The 14,651-nt window shown below is 38.3% G+C and carries 13 protein-coding genes and 1 pseudogene; 7 read left to right on the top strand and 7 right to left on the bottom strand.

Translation table 11 applies throughout. From position 1 onward, the window contains the following. Positions 1–9: 9 nt before the first annotated feature. Positions 10–2,892 carry a valine--tRNA ligase gene (locus tag H4J52_RS09905; RefSeq protein WP_182181717.1) on the top strand — a complete coding sequence of 961 codons (2,883 nt, stop codon included), beginning with the start codon at positions 10–12 and terminating at the stop codon, positions 2,890–2,892. 373 nt (positions 2,893–3,265) lie between these two features. Next, positions 3,266–3,475 carry a cold-shock protein gene (locus H4J52_RS09910; protein WP_070375833.1) on the top strand — a complete coding sequence of 70 codons (210 nt, stop codon included), beginning with the start codon at positions 3,266–3,268 and terminating at the stop codon, positions 3,473–3,475. 423 nt (positions 3,476–3,898) lie between these two features. On the opposite strand, the gene hemH is transcribed toward H4J52_RS09910, so the two are convergent. From hemH to H4J52_RS09935, 5 genes are all read right to left on the bottom strand, one after another. Next, the gene (gene hemH / locus H4J52_RS09915; RefSeq protein WP_182181716.1) at positions 3,899–4,927 is read right to left on the bottom strand and encodes a ferrochelatase; all 1,029 of its coding nucleotides are present in this window, start codon (positions 4,925–4,927) and stop codon (positions 3,899–3,901) included. Positions 4,928–5,054: 127 nt separating this feature from the next. Beyond that, the gene (gene ccmI, locus H4J52_RS09920) at positions 5,055–6,320 is read right to left on the bottom strand and encodes a c-type cytochrome biogenesis protein CcmI (protein ID WP_182181715.1); all 1,266 of its coding nucleotides are present in this window, start codon (positions 6,318–6,320) and stop codon (positions 5,055–5,057) included. A gap of 9 nt (positions 6,321–6,329) precedes the next feature. Beyond that, on the bottom strand, positions 6,330–6,800 hold the full coding sequence (locus H4J52_RS09925; RefSeq protein WP_182223302.1) for a cytochrome c-type biogenesis protein: 471 nt from the start codon (positions 6,798–6,800) through the stop codon (positions 6,330–6,332). A gap of 2 nt (positions 6,801–6,802) precedes the next feature. After that, the gene (locus H4J52_RS09930; protein ID WP_182224585.1) at positions 6,803–7,369 is read right to left on the bottom strand and encodes a DsbE family thiol:disulfide interchange protein; all 567 of its coding nucleotides are present in this window, start codon (positions 7,367–7,369) and stop codon (positions 6,803–6,805) included. After that, positions 7,369–9,384, bottom strand: a complete 2,016-nt coding sequence (locus tag H4J52_RS09935) for a heme lyase CcmF/NrfE family subunit (RefSeq protein ID WP_182182103.1) — start codon at positions 9,382–9,384, stop codon at positions 7,369–7,371. The genes H4J52_RS09930 and H4J52_RS09935 overlap by 1 nt, the downstream gene beginning before the upstream one ends. 379 nt (positions 9,385–9,763) lie before the next feature. Here H4J52_RS09935 and ccmA point away from each other — a divergent pair, with 379 nt between their 5' ends. From ccmA to ccmE, 5 genes and pseudogenes are all read left to right on the top strand, one after another. Beyond that, positions 9,764–10,426, top strand: a complete 663-nt coding sequence (ccmA, locus tag H4J52_RS09940; RefSeq protein ID WP_220460685.1) for a cytochrome c biogenesis heme-transporting ATPase CcmA — start codon at positions 9,764–9,766, stop codon at positions 10,424–10,426. Positions 10,427–10,438: 12 nt separating this feature from the next. Continuing rightward, entirely contained in the window at positions 10,439–11,131 is a 693-nt protein-coding gene (gene ccmB, locus H4J52_RS09945) for a heme exporter protein CcmB (RefSeq protein ID WP_182181712.1), read from the top strand. Further along, entirely contained in the window at positions 11,131–11,877 is a 747-nt protein-coding gene (locus H4J52_RS09950) for a heme ABC transporter permease (protein ID WP_182181711.1), read from the top strand. Before ccmB ends, H4J52_RS09950 begins: the two co-directional genes overlap by 1 nt. Next, a pseudogene (gene ccmD / locus H4J52_RS20475) lies at positions 11,877–11,988 on the top strand (heme exporter protein CcmD); the annotation flags it as partial. The gene H4J52_RS09950 and the pseudogene ccmD, both read left to right, overlap by 1 nt. 160 nt (positions 11,989–12,148) lie before the next feature. Next, a complete protein-coding gene (gene ccmE / locus H4J52_RS09960; RefSeq protein ID WP_182181709.1) occupies positions 12,149–12,664 on the top strand; it encodes a cytochrome c maturation protein CcmE in 516 nt (171 codons plus the stop codon). Positions 12,665–12,741: 77 nt separating this feature from the next. On the opposite strand, the gene H4J52_RS09965 is transcribed toward ccmE, so the two are convergent. Together H4J52_RS09965 and nagP are read right to left on the bottom strand one after the other, a co-directional pair. Next, the gene (locus tag H4J52_RS09965) at positions 12,742–12,963 is read right to left on the bottom strand and encodes a TIGR02922 family protein (RefSeq protein WP_182224586.1); all 222 of its coding nucleotides are present in this window, start codon (positions 12,961–12,963) and stop codon (positions 12,742–12,744) included. Positions 12,964–13,298: 335 nt separating this feature from the next. After that, a complete protein-coding gene (nagP, locus tag H4J52_RS09970) occupies positions 13,299–14,603 on the bottom strand; it encodes an N-acetylglucosamine MFS transporter NagP (RefSeq protein ID WP_404851981.1) in 1,305 nt (434 codons plus the stop codon). Positions 14,604–14,651 lie beyond the last annotated feature (48 nt).

The following is a 14,651-nucleotide window of genomic DNA, read 5'->3' on the forward strand; positions in this document are numbered from 1 at the left end:
GTCATTCCCATGGAAAAAACATTCAATCCTTCAGAAATAGAACAGTCTCTTTATCAAAGTTGGGAAGAGCAAGGTTATTTTAGCCCAACTGGCGAAGGAGATGGCTATAGCATCGCTATACCACCACCTAACGTTACCGGTAGCTTGCATATGGGACACGCGTTCCAACAGACTATTATGGATACCTTAATTCGCTATCAACGTATGCAGGGTAAAAATACCTTATGGCAGACCGGAATGGATCATGCCGGCATAGCAACACAGATGGTCGTAGAACGAAAAATTGCCGCTGAAGAAGATAAAACACGTCATGATTACGGTCGTGATGCATTCATTGATAAAGTGTGGGAATGGAAGAACGAGTCAGGTGGCACTATCGGCAAACAAATGCGCCGTTTAGGGAACTCAATTGACTGGACTCGCGAGCGTTTCACGATGGACGACGGCATGTCTGAAGCCGTGCAAGAAGTTTTTGTGCGCTTATTTGAAGACGACTTAATCTATCGTGGTAAACGTTTAGTTAACTGGGATCCAAAATTCCATACCGCTATTTCTGATTTAGAAGTTGAAAACAAAGATAAAAAAGGCCACATGTGGTACTTGCGCTATCCTTTAGCTGACGGCGCAAAAACGGCTGAAGGTCATGACTACTTAGTCGTAGCAACAACTCGACCAGAAACCGTCTTAGGTGATACGGGTGTAGCAGTTAACCCTGAAGACCCTCGTTATAAAGACCTGATTGGTCAAAATGTTTTATTACCCTTAGTTAATCGTTTAATTCCAATTGTTGGCGACGACCATGCCGATATGGCCAAGGGTACTGGTTGTGTAAAAATCACACCAGCCCATGACTTTAATGATAACGAAGTGGGTAAACGTCATGATTTACCCTTAATCAATATCTTAGATAAAAACGCCGCTATTTTAGCCGTCGCCGAAGTTTATAAGAACAATGGCGAGCCTTCAGATGCATATAGCACTGAATTACCGGCTGAATTTGCTGGCTTAGACCGTTTTGTTGCCCGCAAAGCCATTGTTGCCGCGTTTGAAGACTTAGGCTTTTTAGTTGAAGTAAAAGAACATGATTTAGTTGCACCCTATGGTGATCGTTCTGGTGTGATCATTGAGCCATTATTGACTGATCAATGGTATGTTCGCACGGCACCTCTCGCTGGACCTGCCATTGACGCAGTAGCAAATGGCGAAATTGAAATTGTGCCTAAACAATATGAAAACATGTACAACGCTTGGATGCGTGATATTCAAGATTGGTGTATTTCTCGTCAGCTTTGGTGGGGTCATAGAATTCCAGCTTGGTACGACGACAATGGTGGTGTCTATGTGGGTAGAACCGAAGAAGAAGTTCGCACTAAGTATTCATTAAGTGCTGATGTTAACTTAAAACAAGACGATGACGTACTTGATACGTGGTTCTCATCAGCCTTGTGGACATTTTCAACCTTAGGTTGGCCAAGTAGTATGGAAGATCTTAAGAAATTCCATTCAACTGATGTGCTCGTTACTGGCTTTGATATTATTTTCTTCTGGGTTGCACGCATGATCATGATGACCATGCATTTCATTAAAGACGAAAATGGTAAGCCACAAGTTCCGTTCAAAAAAGTCTATGTGACAGGGCTTATTCGCGATGAAAATGGTGATAAAATGAGTAAGTCAAAAGGTAATGTTGTTGATCCGCTAGATATGATTGACGGCATTGCCCTTGAAGACTTGTTGGAAAAGCGAACGGGTAATATGATGCAGCCAAAGTTGGCCGCAAAAATAAACAAATTAACTAAAAAAGAATACCCAGAAGGTATTGAAGCGCATGGAACGGATGCCTTACGTTTCACCTTAACCTCTGTTGCTTCAACAGGTCGTGACATTACGTGGGATATGAAACGCTTAGACGGTTACCGCAACTTCTGTAATAAATTATGGAATGCAAGTCGTTACGTCTTAATGAATACCGAAGAGCAAGACTGTGGAAAACTGGTTAACGCTAAACAAGGTGAAATGGAATTTTCATTAGCTGACCGTTGGATACTAGGCCAGTTTCAGCAAACCGTTAAAACTGTTCATGAATCTTTTGATGCATTCCGCTTTGACCTAGCTTCACAAGCACTTTACGAATTCACTTGGAACCAGTTTTGTGATTGGTACTTAGAGTTAACCAAACCAGTGTTATTTAAAGGTAGTGAAGCACAACAACGTGGTACGCGTCATACTTTAGTAACTGTTCTAGAAAGTTTATTACGTTTAATGCATCCCATCATGCCATTCATTACTGAAACGATTTGGCAGCGTGTTGTGCCATTGAGTAATTTCGTTACTGATTTCAAAGGTAATGAAACTGCCAGTATTATGGTGCAAAGTTTCCCTCAATTTGATGAAAGCCAATGTGATCAAACAGCGATTGACGACTTAGAGTGGGTAAAACAATTTATTGTTGCTATTCGTAATATTCGCGGTGAAATGGATATCTCTCCAAGTAAAGAGTTACCGGTATTACTTAGAAATGTTAACGAAAATGATCAACGTCGTTTAGATGAAAATCAACAGTTTTTAAGTGCTTTAGCAAAACTTGAAAGCATAACGGTCTTAGCGGATGATGATAACGGTCCACTTTCAGCAACAGCCGTTGTTGGAGATTTATCAGTCTTAATACCAATGGCAGGCTTAATCGATAAAGAAGCGGAACTCGCTCGATTAGCTAAAGCCATTGATAAGTTAGAAAAAGACGCTGATAGAACACGTGGCAAGCTAAGTAATGAAAAGTTTGTTGGTAAAGCTCCAGAGGCGGTTATTAACAAAGAAAAAGCTAAGTTAGCCGATGCAGAATCTGCGTTAACAAAGCTTGCTGAACAAATGACACAAATTTCAGCGTTGTAGTCGTCATTTATGTGTCATTGATAAATAATAATGATTCTCAGTTATAAATATTCAATAAAGCCAGCACCTTAGCTGGCTTTTTTATGTCATAAAAAAGTCACTAAATCTTAAAGATTTTATAGGATCTCAATAAAATATTGTGCTAACATACTTTTGCGTTGAGTTTTTGCGTTTCGGGAGAAGGATATTTCAACTATTAACCTTTATTTATAAAGGTGATTATTGATTAACCTCAGACGCTACTAGTTTGTGTTATTGGAAACCTTTCTCTGTCTGTACTTTTATAGGTAGAGAGCATTTACTCCGTATATATCAAAGTGGATAATCCACTTATTACTATTTTTTAATTATTAAACCTACGGGAAATGTTCACATGTCTGATTCAGTAACTGGTAAAGTAAAATTTTTTAACGAATCTAAAGGATTCGGTTTCATCGAGCAAGATAACGGTCCTGACGTTTTTGTTCACTTCAGCGCTATCTCTGGTGACGGTTTCCGTACACTAACTGACGGCCAAGCTGTTACTTTTACTATCAAGCAAGGACAAAAAGGTCCTGAAGCTGAAAACGTAATTGCTTCTTAATAACGACTTATTGTAGTTATTAAAGGATCTTAGGATCCGAATAAAAAAAGCGGAACAATGAAAATTGTTGCGCTTTTTTTTATACTAAAATTCAACACACCACGTTTTTTAAAGAACGCACATACCTTCAAACACCCCGTTGCTATCGAACCCATTAACAAAGTCATCACTAAAGATCATCAAAAACGCATCAGTGATTGAACAAGAGTATGTGTTCTTATCGCTATGAGTTTATTTGTACGGCTGGGCCGATGAATCGCGTTTTAAAAGAACTTATTGGCGCAGCCATAGTATTTGTTAATTAATAAAAAGAAGTGAGCTAATGAAGGGAGGTTTACAATAGTGACACCGGTATTAAATAGCGCAGCGGAAACACCCGTAAAAGGTATCAGCAAGGCTATAAAATACGGTGCCTTATTTTAGTTAGTGGGTTATCTCTGTAGAAATGATATCTACAATCGCATCAATATGCATTTCATCGGTATTTAAAGCTGGAATATAATGATACGTTTCGCCACCAGCACCAATAAACATATCTCGGTTTTCGTGCACTAACTCTTCTAAAGTTTCTAAACAATCAGCACTAAATGCAGGGCTAATAATAGCGACATGCTTATTATCAGCGGCAAGATCAACAAGCGTTACATCGGTATAAGGTTGTAACCACTCTGCTTTACCAAAGCGTGACTGAAAGGTCATCACAAAATCATCCTCAGTAAAGGCTAACGCTTCCATTAATAAACGCGTTGTCTTTGCACAACAACAATAATAAGGGTCACCCTGCTCTAAGAAATACTTAGGCATACCATGAAAAGATAATACTAACTTATCCGGCTTACCATGTTCTGCAATATGCTTATTTACACTTTGCGCAAGTGCAGCTATATATTTAGGGTTATCATGATAACCGCTAATAAAACTTAAGCTAGGTATCCAGCGCCACGACTTAATTTTATTAACAACGGCGTCAAACGTTGAACCGACTGTAGGTCCAGCATATTGAGGGTAAAGCGGTAGGGTGATTATTTTACTAACACCGGCAAGTTGTAATCTATCTAAAGCATCATTGATTGTAGGCTTGCCATAGCGCATTGCTAATTCAACCTTTACATCTTCACCATATTTTTCGGCAAGTACTTTGGCGACTTCATCTTTTTGCTGTTTGCTGATCACCAATAATGGTGAGCCTGAAGGTGTCCAAATACTCTCATATAACTTAGCTGATTTTTTTGGTCTAACCCGTAAAATAATACCGTGCAATATCATTAACCAAATAAGTCGAGGTATTTCGACCACACGAGAGTCAGAGAGAAACTCGCCTAAATAGCGTCGTAAAGCTGAAGGAGTTGGCGCTTCAGGCGTGCCAAGATTAGTGAGTAATACACCAATTTTTGCTTTTTTGTTATGAATTTCTTTTGTGCGGCCGTGAAAACGTCCAGAAAATTTAGGCATGAATTAGATACTCTATTATTTAAATGTCGACAAAAATACGATTCATTAATATACCCTATTTATACATCATCATACTGAAAGAATTCAGTATGATGATGAAAGGTTTCAAAAAATAATATCGCTTATCTTATGGGACAATATTGCTAACCACTAAATTTAGTGGCTCTGTTGTACTTGTAGCTACATCATTAAGTTCTGCTTTAAAATCGCCTGATTTGATACCTGCGCCACCTAAAGCGGAAACTACTGCATAAATATGCACGGTATCAACATCACTCAACTTCGCTTGTGGTGTCATTGCACGAGAATCATTCAAAATAATGGTGATAGGTAAATCACTCGCTAATAACTTAATGGCAGCTAGTGGCATACGTCCGAGCGAAGTATCAGCAGGTATCGCATAAATGAAGACAGTTCTGTCGTCTTCCTGCGACAATGTAGCTAATATTTCATCACTTAACGAAACACTTACCGTTAACTGAGGTCCTGTGGTGCTTTCATCAGCTTCACTGAGATTACCCCCCTTACTATCACGATTGGCCATGCGAGTTTTCGCTTCTTCAATCACTTCTAATAACGCTTGCTTGTTAACATTTTTTTTATCTGAATCAACAACACGTTGCCAGTGAGAAATAGCGATTTGAAAGTTACCAGCAATAAAATTATGCATGCCCAATAATATATTAGTAGAGGGATCATTAGGATCAATCGTTAACGCTTGGTCGATAAACCCTTGAACTGTACTATCAATTTTTTGCTCATTCTTATAGTAGACTGTTTGCGCTTTAGCACCGAATATATCCGCTTGTGGGCCCTCAATACGTAGCACTTGATCATATGCTTTTAACGCGCCATCAAATTCACCAACGTTAACTAATGACTGCCCTAAACTATACCAAGCGTCTGAGTTTTCAGGTTCAGTTTTAGTGACTTCCATCAAACGTTTAAGTTCGTTAACCACTTGTTGTTCGGGATTCACCAATTGTTGCATTGGCGCTTGTGGCGTCATTGTAGTTAACTTTTCATAAGTACCTATTTCAGCATATAAATAAAAGCTAAAACCCAAAATAAAAAGCGATAAACCGACTGGCCAAACAAAACCTAATACCTTAACTTCTTGTGGAGTATTACTTTCAATATCTTGATTTTCCATATCTTGTAATAACGTATTATCAAGCTCTGTTAATAAATACTGATAGTTTTCATCATCAATATTATTTTGCTGAAAATCTTTTTCTATTTCAGCTTTATGCTCATGATATAAACGCACGTTTGTTTCATCGCGTTGCGTATCATCAATGGTAACGGTACTTTGTTGTTGTTTTATAAAAGGTGCCCACACTACTACTAATATCAGTAATAAAAAGGCGATAATGATAAAAATTAATTCCATGAGACAGCCTTATTTATTTTTTAGAATTTGATCAAGTTTGTCTTTCTGATCAGTACTTAATGGTTTTTGGGCATTTTTTACCGGCTTCCTTCGCAGAATAAGCACAACAACGATAGCACCAATGAAGAGCAGCCCTGCGGGACCGTACCACAAAATATAAGTTAAGCTATTAACTCGTGGACGATATAAAACAAACTCCCCATAACGAGAGACCATAAAGTCAACAATCTCCATATCTGCTTTACCAGCTTGAAGCATATCGTAAACTTCTCGACGTAAATCACCAGCAATGGGTGAGTTTGAATCAGCTAAATTTTGATTTTGACATTTAGGGCAACGTAATTCTTTGTTAAGTGAATTAAAACGATTCTCTGTGACTTTATCCTTAAAAACATAAGTATCAACCGGCGCTGCTAAAATAGATGAACTGAATATAGTAACCGTTGCTATAAGTGCTATAACTGCGTATTTACTGAACATTATTACTGATTCCCTTTATGGCGAGTTGAGGCTAAAAAATCAGCTTCAATTTGTGTAATCAGTGGTTCGAATTCACTTTGCCAAATTTCTGGTGTTAGTGGCCCGGCATAACGCTTACGAATAATATTACTGTGATCAACAACGAAGGTTTCAGGTGCTGCATAAACGCCTAAATTCACGCTGAGTTTCCCTTCTTCATCAAAAGCTGAAAATTGATAAGGATTACCGAGTTTAGTTAACCACTGAGCTGCATCTTCTCGCTCATCATCATAATTTAAACCATAAATAGTAAAACGATTTGTTTTTGACAGTTTGTTTAAATATTCATGTTCATAACGACATGAAGGACACCAAGTCCCCCAAACATTAACCAGTTTAATACCCGGTTTAAAGTCAGCTGTTGTCATAATCTGTGATTGACTTAACACTGACGTTAAAGCAAATTCAGGAAATTTTTTACCGATCAGCGCAGAAGGTAACTCAGTCGGGTTAAGTGATAACCCTCTGAATAATATAGCGCCTAGTGCAATAAATAAAATGAGAGGAATAATACGAATCAGTTTACCCATTAAGCATGTCCCTCTTTGCTTGTTGCTAGTTTGTCAGCAGCAGGTGTTACTAAAAAGGTTGTCTGTACGTTATTAATGATATTTTTACGACGGTAGCGTTTATCTAATATTGCTAAAAACCCACCAAATGACATAAATATTGCGCCCAACCATATCCAACGAACAAAAGGTTTATAATGGACACGAACTGCCCAAGCATTTCCTTCTAAGGGATCACCTAATGCCACATAAATATCACGGAATAGACCTGGATCAATACCCGCTTCAGTCATTCCCATGGTTTGTACTAGGTACGTGCGCCGTTCAGGTTTTAAAAGCGTAACAAACTCACCATTATTATAAACTTCAATCTGGCCTTGTTCAGCACTATAATTGGCGCCTTTTACCTGTTTAATACCTTTAAAAGCAATTTCGTAATCGGTATCGTCAATTTGAACTTTGTCATTAACGTACATTTTTACGTTCGTTTCACTTTCATATACTGAGACGATAGTTACCCCAACAATAGTGATCGCTATGCCCATATGAGCACAGGTCATGCCCCATTGGCTTAACGTTAGCTTAGAGAATTTCCATTTGTCATTACCCGAGTTTATTTGATTAATTAACTCTTTTAAAACAACAAGGAAAACCCAACAGGCTAAACCTACCCCCATAGTAACCAAGGGTACGAATTCACCACCGTATAAAAATGGAAATGAAATACCCACGGCAAGACTTATCACGAGTGGACTGAACATTTGTTTACGTAACTCACCTTGTTTGGCTTTTTTCCAGCGAATTAACGGACCAATACCCATGACGACAAAAAGTAAACTCATTATCGGCACAAATACCGCATTGAAATACGGAGGTCCTACCGATATTTTTCCTAAGCCCATTGAGTCAACTAACAATGGGTATAAAGTTCCTAACATAACAGTAACAGTTGCAACCACTAGAATAATATTACAAATAAGTAGCGCAGTTTCTCGAGAGTACAAAGCAAAACGGCTAAACGTTTGAACGGTACTGGCTCTAAAAGCGTAAAGTGTTAATGAACCGCCAACCGCTATTGCCAGCAATAATAAAATAAACATGCCACGACCGGGATCAGCTGCAAATGAATGCACCGACGTAATAACACCCGAACGTACTAAAAATGTGCCTAATAAACTTAAGCTAAAAGCAAATATTGCCAGTAACACGGTCCAGTTTCTGAATGTGCCACGTTTTTCAGTAACCGCTAATGAATGAATAAGTGCCGTTCCAACAAGCCATGGCATAAAGGAAGCGTTTTCTACAGGATCCCAGAACCACCATCCGCCCCAGCCAAGCTCGTAATAAGCCCACCAACTCCCTAAAGCGATACCTAATGTTAAGAATATCCATGCAGCGACGGTCCAAGGTCTTGCCCAGCGAGCCCAAGCAGCATCTAACTTGCCACACATTAACGCCGCAACAGCGAAAGCAAAAGCAACAGAAAAGCCGACATAACCTAAATAAAGCATCGGTGGGTGAATAATTAAGCCAATATCTTGTAGCAGTGGATTTAAATCGCGGCCTTCGGTTGGCACCATCGGCCATAGTCGCTCAAATGGATTAGACGTTAATAGCGTAAAGAGCATAAATCCGATGGCTATCATGCCGAGAACCGCTAAAACTCGAGCAACAAAAGCTTCATCAATACCTTTACTGAATTTAGCGACAGCGGCAGTCCAAGCAGTTAATGAGAAAACCCACAACAAAAGAGAACCTTCGTGTCCACCCCATACCGCGCTGATTTTAAAGTAGTAAGGTAAATAAGAATTAGAATGACCCGCAATATATTTAACGGAAAAATCGTCGATAACAAAACTCCAGCCGAGAATAATGAGACTGATGGTTGTAAAGGCAAACATGCCAAAGGTTAAAGGTTTAGCATAACCAACTAAACGTTGTTGATTAGTTGCCAAACCTACTAATGGGATAATGCTTAAACATATAGCAAAAGCCAAACCTATAATAAGGGCGAAATGTCCTAACTCAGGGAGCATTACTTCAGGGATCATTACTTTCTCCGATTCAGTGCACACACTAAATACAAAAATTTATCGATAAAAGACATCATTAAAATAATTTTATAGTCAGTTATTGTTTAAATTATTTGCCCATAAACAAATAAATAAAAAATTTCAAACTAAAAATTTCGGTAATTCTAGCACTATATGATGTTTAATATCATCAATGTAACACGAAAATAAATGATTAATTTTCTCACGTCTAATGCTAGCCTTTACTGTGCGATATAGTATGATATTACCCAATTAGATAATACGATTTAAATCGATTCGTTATGCCACAAATCACGATAACATTCAGCTTATAAACTTGATGTGAAACTAACGTATAATAATTATTCAAAAAGTGACTATATTGGCCAACTCTCTAAATATTCAATCATCAAATAATCAAGTACTGCTATCGGCAAACGGATTGACTTGTATTCGTGAAGACAGAGTATTATTTGAAGCACTTAATTTTTCAGTGTTTAGTGGTAATATTATACAGGTGGAAGGTCCAAATGGATCAGGTAAAACGAGTTTATTACGTATTTTAGCGGGATTATCGCAACCTTATGACGGCACGGTATTATTTAGAGAACAAAACATTACTGAACAGTCTGATGAATTTCACCAAAACCTCTTATATATAGGGCACTTACCTGGTGTAAAAGGTGAAATTACCGCTCAAGAAAATTTAGAGTTTACGCTCGCCTTACATGGCAACGATGTATCGACAGCGGAAGAAACGTTAGAAAAAGTGAATTTATTAGGGTTCGAAAATGCCCTCGCATCACATTTAAGTGCCGGACAGCATCGTCGAATTTCTCTTGCACGCTTATGGCAAAGTACAGCCCCTATTTGGATACTCGATGAACCTTTCACCGCTATAGATAAGCGCGGCGTCGAAAAATTAGAGCAATTATTTCTAGCACATGCTCAACGCGGTGGTTGTGTTATATTAACGACTCACCAAGACTTGTCATTTCCTGAAGATAAGGTGAAAAAAATCACTTTAGATTACCGCTTTTATTAGAGATAACTTAGCATGACACCCGAACATAATTTATCGTATAAAGCCGCATTCAATTTAATTATTAAACGAGATCTCACTATTGCCTTTCGTCATCGTGACGATATTATTAACCCATTATTATTTTTTATTATTGTTGTGACGTTATTTCCTCTTGGTATTGGCCCTGAATCCACGACTTTATCGCGTATCGCCCCAGGCATTATTTGGGTAGCCGCTTTACTTTCTACACTATTATCGCTCGACCGGTTATTTAAATCTGATCATGACGACGGTTCGTTAGAACAAATGATGCTGAGCCCTCATCCCATTTTTATATTAGTAATAGCAAAAATAACCGCTCATTGGTTGGTGACCGGCTTACCCCTTATTTTTATTGCCCCACTTCTTGCCGTACTGTTACATTTGAATGAAAATAGTTACAGTGCATTAATGCTAACGTTATTGTTAGGCACGCCCACATTAAGTTTACTTGGGGCTATAGGTGTCGCGCTAACGGTAGGTATAAAGAAAGGTGGCGTATTACTCAGCTTATTAGTATTGCCCCTTTATATTCCTGTATTGATATTTGCGACTAGCGCCATAGATACTGCGGCAATGAACTTACCCTACAGCGGACAACTTGCTATAATTGCCGCACTGTTTTTTGGCTCGTTAACCTTAGCCCCATTTGCTGTAAGTGCAGCATTAAAAGTGAGTACTAACTAATGTGGAAATGGCTACATCCTTATGCAAATCCTGAAGTGTCGTATCACTTTGTGGGTAAATTATTACCTTGGATTTCAAAAATCACTTTTGTCCTGCTTTTTATAGGCATTGTGTGGGCACTGGTTTTTGCTCCTGCAGATTACCAACAAGGTGACAGTTTTAGAATATTCTATATTCATGTCCCTACTGCTATTTTATCGATGAGCATTTATATGGCAATGGCAACAGCAGCTTTCTGTAGCTTGGTATGGCAGTTTAGACTTGCTGACGCATCCGCTGCAGCAATGGCTCCAGTGGGTGCAGTTATTACCGCAATCGCATTATTTACCGGTGCCGCTTGGGGTAAACCTATGTGGGGAACTTGGTGGATTTGGGATGCACGTTTAACCTCTGAACTCGTTCTACTTTTCCTCTATTTAGGGGTAATTGCTTTACACAATGCTTTTGAAGATAAAAATCTTGCCGGAAAAGCAGCCGGAATTTTATCGCTAGTAGGCGTCGTAAATATTCCTATTATTAAATATTCAGTTGAGTGGTGGAACACGCTTCACCAAGGTGCAACGGTTAGTAAAATGAGCGCTCCATCAATGAGTATGAATATGTTTTGGCCTTTCGTGATCTGCTTTTTAGGTATAGCAATGCTTGTTGCCTTTGTGATTTGTATCCGTTTTCGTACTGAAATATTATCGCGTAACGGTATGCGTCCTTGGGTACGAGCATTAATTACCGAAGAAGGAGTTAAATAATGCAATTTGATAGTATTTCTGCATTTTTTGATATGGGTGGCTACGCATTTTTCGTTTGGTTATCATACGGCGTAAGTGCTTTTCTCTTAGCAGCACTCGTATATAGCAGCCATAATAATCATAAGAATGTTAAAAATAAAATCGCTCAACGTTTACAGCGAGAAATAAAATTACGTAAAGCAGCTGAAAAGTCTTTAGCTGAAGCGAAGCAAACTGATGATAAGATGTCAGTTGTACAAGATCTATCAAAAAAATCTAATAAGGTTGTTCCATGAATCCTCGTCGTAAAAAACGTTTAACCATAGTTATTTCAATTTTAGTTGGCCTAAGTATTGTTGCAGGAATGGTGCTTTATGCCCTAAGCCAAAACATAGACTTATTCTTTAAACCTTCTGAAATATATCAGGGTAAAGACGATACGGGCATTAAACCGATTAACGGCCAGCGTTTACGTATTGGTGGTTTAGTTGTTCCTGGGAGTGTAAAACGTGATCCATCGAGCTTAGATGTTACTTTTGAACTCGTTGATATGAGAATGCCTATTGTCTTTAATGATACAGACCCTGTCATTAAAGTGCATTATGATGGCATATTGCCTGATTTATTTCGTGAAGGACAAGGTATTGTGGCTAACGGAATGTTGGTTAATGGTAATTTCATTGAAGCCTCTGAAGTATTAGCTAAACATGACGAAAACTACATACCTAAAGAATTAGCTGATGACATGGGTGAGAAACACGTAAAGCCAAGCTATACAAAAGAACAGATAGAAAACCAACAATACTAGTAAAAAAAACGCTACACAAAGGTAAATATTATATTTGCCTTTGTGTAGCGTTTTTTATTGTAAATTTACTCGTTTAACTAGGCAACATCATAAGCCAATATAATGCGGTCATCGATTTTATTGAGAATGTTAACCTTACTTTCAGAAACAGCAATTATCAACTTACCTTGTTTAAAACTTTTAGGAATAACCACTCGACCTTCCGGCGATTGTAAGAATAATTCAATTTTATGTAAAAGTTCAAGAGATGTATCGCTGAAATAAATCACTGTTACTCTCTTTCTTTGGAAACCTTCCATGGTTCACTCATAATTTTATTGTTATATATAAATTGAATCATTGCCTCCTATAATTATTATCTCCTTCTATAACCGCTAAAGATCAAAACTCAATAATACAAAACCACATCTTCTAAAACCAGCCCGTTAAACTGATATTCCGACTAAGCTATGGCTGTTTATATCTTTATACTGCCATAAACTTAAAGCAAAAAAAACCCTGAGTATAAACTCAGGGTCGATCAAATCAGATCGTTTAACGCACCCTCAACTAGTGAGATCGGATATCCATACGGATAAATTTATAAAATATGTCTATAAAACATTTACGTTTACACATTGTCCACAGATGTAAACTACTTCCAACTCTTCATTTTATGGCCTTTAAGCGCATAAAATAAAATAAAGGCATAACAAGGTAACATCACGATATATCCCCCTTGTTGACCAAATGATGAACCGCTTGCTAAGCCCCAAAATAGTGGACCAAAAGCGCCACCTGAAATTCCCATGACGAGTAATGCCGAACCTACGCTGGTTAATTTACCCATGCCTGAAAGTGCCAATGGGAAGACTGCTGGCCAAACAATCGCATTTGCTAAGCCAAGGAAAGCAATAAGCAGTAAAGTGTCGGGCAATTGCCCACCACCAAAAGGAACAAGTACCGCATTGGCAATTGCATATGAATTATTGTCACCAAAAACCACACCTAAACTAAGCAGTAAGCCTAAAATAGCCGAAACAGTTAACGCTTTTTGTTGCGAAATAAAACGAGGAATGAAGAAAATCCCTAAAATATAACCTACCACCATGCATATCATGGTGTATGAAGTCATAACACTGTAGTTTTCAACACCTAAAGACAAAGCAAACGTGCCTATGGTATCGCCAGCAATGACTTCGACGGCAACATAGAAAAATATGGTCAAGACACCCAACGCTAAACTAGGGTGGGATAATGCTTCTTTTATATGTCCTTTGCTATTCGCTTCTTCTGAATCATCTTCACTGGGTAACTCAGGTAGTGATGATTTTTTTACGGCAAAACCCAATAAACCAATAAAAATTGCCATACCTAGGTAAGGCATAACAAGTGAACTAGCCATTTCGTCAATACGGGTTTGTGCAAGTACTTCAGCTGAATGCTCTTGAAAGCCACTTAAAATTAATGCCGTAAAAACTACAGGCGCAATAACACCCGCACCTTTATTCAAAATGCCCATGATGCTGATACGCGCAGCCGCCGATTCTTCAGGCCCTAAACGCACAACATAAGGATTAACAGCAGTCTGTAACAAAGTAATACCTGATCCCATCACTAACTGAGCAAACAAAAACAAAGCAAATATTTGTGTTTGGGCAGCAGGAATAAACAGCAGTCCAGCAATCATCATCGTCGCCATACCTAAAGCCATACCATTTTTATAACCAATTTTACGAATAATGGTTGCTGACGGTAAGGCTGTAAAAGTAACAGCGATATAAAATGAGAATAGTATTAATGAAGCTTGGAACGGTGACAATTGTAAGATCTGTTTCAAGTACGGCATTAGTGACCCGTTAAGCCATGTGGCAAAACCGAGTATAAAAAAGAGTACCGCGACAATGGCCATCGGTAGTGCATTACTCTTTGGTTTATCGTTTGTTATTGTCATTTCCATATATTCCTCAATATTTATCTTATTATTATTGTTTTACGATAGTTATAA

Origin of the sequence: Colwellia sp. MB02u-14 (genome assembly GCF_014076915.1) — a bacterium.
GTDB lineage: Bacteria > Pseudomonadota > Gammaproteobacteria > Enterobacterales > Alteromonadaceae > Colwellia_A.

Coding starts and splice junctions, on each gene's coding strand:
- nagP (WP_404851981.1), bottom strand. CDS start 14,603: ATGGAAATGACAATAACAAACGATAAACCAAAGAGTAATGCACTACCG.
- H4J52_RS09965 (WP_182224586.1), bottom strand. CDS start 12,963: ATGGAAGGTTTCCAAAGAAAGAGAGTAACAGTGATTTATTTCAGCGAT.
- H4J52_RS09935 (WP_182182103.1), bottom strand. CDS start 9,384: ATGCTCCCTGAGTTAGGACATTTCGCCCTTATTATAGGTTTGGCTTTT.
- H4J52_RS09910 (WP_070375833.1), top strand. CDS start 3,266: ATGTCTGATTCAGTAACTGGTAAAGTAAAATTTTTTAACGAATCTAAA.
- ccmE (WP_182181709.1), top strand. CDS start 12,149: ATGAATCCTCGTCGTAAAAAACGTTTAACCATAGTTATTTCAATTTTA.
- H4J52_RS09930 (WP_182224585.1), bottom strand. CDS start 7,369: ATGGGTAAACTGATTCGTATTATTCCTCTCATTTTATTTATTGCACTA.
- H4J52_RS09950 (WP_182181711.1), top strand. CDS start 11,131: ATGTGGAAATGGCTACATCCTTATGCAAATCCTGAAGTGTCGTATCAC.
- H4J52_RS09925 (WP_182223302.1), bottom strand. CDS start 6,800: ATGTTCAGTAAATACGCAGTTATAGCACTTATAGCAACGGTTACTATA.
- H4J52_RS09905 (WP_182181717.1), top strand. CDS start 10: ATGGAAAAAACATTCAATCCTTCAGAAATAGAACAGTCTCTTTATCAA.
- ccmB (WP_182181712.1), top strand. CDS start 10,439: ATGACACCCGAACATAATTTATCGTATAAAGCCGCATTCAATTTAATT.
- ccmI (WP_182181715.1), bottom strand. CDS start 6,320: ATGGAATTAATTTTTATCATTATCGCCTTTTTATTACTGATATTAGTA.
- hemH (WP_182181716.1), bottom strand. CDS start 4,927: ATGCCTAAATTTTCTGGACGTTTTCACGGCCGCACAAAAGAAATTCAT.